This window comes from Bartonella sp. AP21QHHD, from assembly GCF_042196205.1.
Taxonomy (GTDB): Bacteria; Pseudomonadota; Alphaproteobacteria; order Rhizobiales; family Rhizobiaceae; genus Bartonella.
On record NZ_JBHIPT010000001.1, the window covers coordinates 1 to 2,592 of the forward strand.

Annotated in this window: 4 protein-coding genes and 1 pseudogene; 1 reads left to right on the forward strand and 4 read right to left on the reverse strand. The window is 36.6% G+C overall.

Going from position 1 to position 2,592, the window contains the following annotated elements; all coding sequences use genetic code 11:
• The 4 genes and pseudogenes from ACFIMC_RS00005 to ACFIMC_RS00020 all read right to left on the reverse strand — a co-directional run.
• A partial coding sequence (locus ACFIMC_RS00005; RefSeq protein ID WP_375683711.1) for a Rha family transcriptional regulator occupies window positions 1–378 on the reverse strand: 378 nt, incomplete at its 3' end.
• Between the two features lie 14 nt (window positions 379–392).
• Window positions 393–755, reverse strand: coding sequence for an antA/AntB antirepressor family protein (locus ACFIMC_RS00010; protein WP_375633867.1), 363 nt, complete (start codon window positions 753–755; stop codon window positions 393–395).
• Window positions 756–789: 34 nt separating this feature from the next.
• Window positions 790–1,077 (reverse strand): annotated as a pseudogene (locus ACFIMC_RS00015) (hypothetical protein); the annotation flags it as partial.
• 245 nt (window positions 1,078–1,322) lie between these two features.
• Window positions 1,323–1,940, reverse strand: a complete 618-nt coding sequence (locus ACFIMC_RS00020; RefSeq protein WP_012754749.1) for a S24 family peptidase — start codon at window positions 1,938–1,940, stop codon at window positions 1,323–1,325.
• Between the two features lie 110 nt (window positions 1,941–2,050).
• Here ACFIMC_RS00020 and ACFIMC_RS00025 point away from each other — a divergent pair, with 110 nt between their 5' ends.
• Window positions 2,051–2,398 (forward strand): hypothetical protein, encoded by a 348-nt coding sequence (locus ACFIMC_RS00025; protein WP_375634992.1) that lies wholly within the window; start codon window positions 2,051–2,053, stop codon window positions 2,396–2,398.
• Window positions 2,399–2,592 lie beyond the last annotated feature (194 nt).

Genomic DNA, 2,592 nt, shown 5'->3' on the forward strand with positions numbered 1-2,592 from the left:
ACCTTGTAGGTAATTCAAAAAGCCAATCATAGCCTTTGGACTTGAATAGTCGATTTGTGGTGTTACTGCTTGCTTTTCCAATTCTTGCCAACGGTCTATAATCCTAGCACGTAATGTCATGCTGTAACCGGAAACTAAGATAAGGCATTCACGCTTAGGGAGGTTGTAACAGTTTTGGGGCTTACCCTGTTTATCTAAATAGGTGGATCCAAATTTGGATTGACCCCCTTCAGGATATAATTCTCCTAACATTTGTCGAATATCACGCATAATATGCGCATGTTGCTTACCGCATAACTCTGCAATTTCACGACTAGACATGGTGGGAACAGTTGTGTTTTGAAAATTGTTTTCAGATATTGTAATAAAGTTTCGCATCATCACCCCCTTAATTAAGAAAAATACAAGTTTTGGTATAATATTCTGCCATAGTTTCTATGGCGCTCTGCTTTAGCAATTTTCTTTGTTGCGTGAATTTTGAAGTAATGATTATCGGTTTTATCTGTTTCTATTTCAGATTTTGGACAAATCTTCTGTCTGTTCCATTCTTGTTTTGTAAAAACAAAATCCACGCCTTCTTTTAGATCAAGCTTTTCAACACAATCGTTAAACCAAGTGGAAAAATCTTGTTTCAAATGTAAGTACCTATGCATTACATGGGCATTGACCATTTGGACATAACCGATTTTGTTGTCTACCTCGTTTTCAGGCGTGAGATATCCTTCACTATGAATATGAGTATCATGTGTGGTCATAAGTTTACTCTAATCAATTATTGATGGGAAAANATAAAAGATCGTGGTAAGCATCACTTTCACGTACAAAGTCATGAACCTCACTATCCTCATGGAGATGTTCGATATTTTCTTTTACATATGCTTCTGCAATTTCTTCAGAGATATCTTCACAATTATTCTCAGAGGGATTTATACGAAAGATTTGGATTGCATCATCTACCTCATCAACAATGCTTAGAATTTGGCTTTCATCCAGTGGTCCCGACCGACCAATGTTTTGATCATCATCATAGACAACTAATAAGATTTCATCAGAATTTATAAGAATTGGCTTATCCATAATTTTTCCTCCCTAACGCCTCTTGGCGATTGTTTGTGCGTGGTTTATGGATACATTAGTACATTATGCACTAAAGATAGTCAAGTACATAATGTACTATTTTTTAAAAAAAAATAAAAAAAGACGAATCACGGCACAATTTAGAGAATCAAAATTTTGCTGTTTACTGATAAAAATCAAGCAAACTCGCTTCAATCTGTTGATGGCAATCTAATCGATAACGTGAACAGAGAATCGTATTGTGTTTACATATCAAGAATAGTGCGCCGTACACGACCTATTATAGAGATAGCGCCTTCAAGTTTTGGAGCCTTTATCGTTTTGTCGTATGAAGCGGGCTGAAAAGGAGGATCATCATTAGGTCTGTATCGTTTATATGTCGCTTGTCCAGATTCATCTGCAATTACATAGCAGGCATTAGGCACAAGTTTTTTGTCTCGCATATTTACAAATATTATAGAATCTGGAGGGCTAATTTTATTCATAGATGCCCCATCTACACGTAAAGCAATCCATTCACCGGCAGGAAGATTAACAGCCTCTGTCATAGGATAATCTGAAAAATCCATTATCCCATCTTGCTCGCTTAATTCTCCAGCGCTAATCCATGAAACGACAGGAATACTTATATTGAGGTTAGGATTTTCTTGAGGAGACTCGCCATACAAAATCCACCCCGGATCTACATTAAATACTTGTCCATAGAGCTCGGCTATTTGGCGCGAAATACCACGATTTCCATTTTCGTGACTAATTAGGGTATTTTGATTAAGAGCTGGTATAGCGCGCGCAGCTTCGCTTGGTGTTGCGTATCCAGCATTCTTACGCGCTATTTTAAGTCTATCTTTTGGCAAATAAGTCATTTGTACATTATCCACTATTTTTTTAATTCATTGTGTACGATTTTATCTTGATTTAAAATTGTACGTAATGTACTATTTGTGTCATGGTTAATGATTTTTATGTCAAAAGTTTGATTGAATCTTGGGGATCTATACGCCAATTTGCAAAAGAAATTGGTTGTAGCTATGAGGCTGCGCGTAAAATGCGTGATCGCAATAGTATTTCTCCAAAATACTGGAATATAATTATTCAGTTGTCTAAAGCCAAGGGTCTATCTTGGGTTACACTAGATTGGTTCCTACATAATTATGGGAGTAAATCCCATAGAGTTGTTCGTCCAATGACAAAACGAAGAAAAGATACGCTTCATCTGGTGGAGAAAATTAGTACAGCAAATGCATCACAAACAGTAATATCTTCTCATATTGCTGCCCCTACAGATAATAACAAACATCAACAGCAGCATTCACATTCTTAAACAGGCAAAAATAAAGAGATCAAATTAATAGATTACGCGTCACCATGCGCACGCATAAATACGCAACAGCCTTAAGGGGGGGATTATGATCACTAATTTATATTTAATAAAAAAAGGGGATGCGCATGTCTAATGGTATGCCATGGATAAGATTCCATTTGTATGACTGGATAAGTGGTACAGATGGAATGACG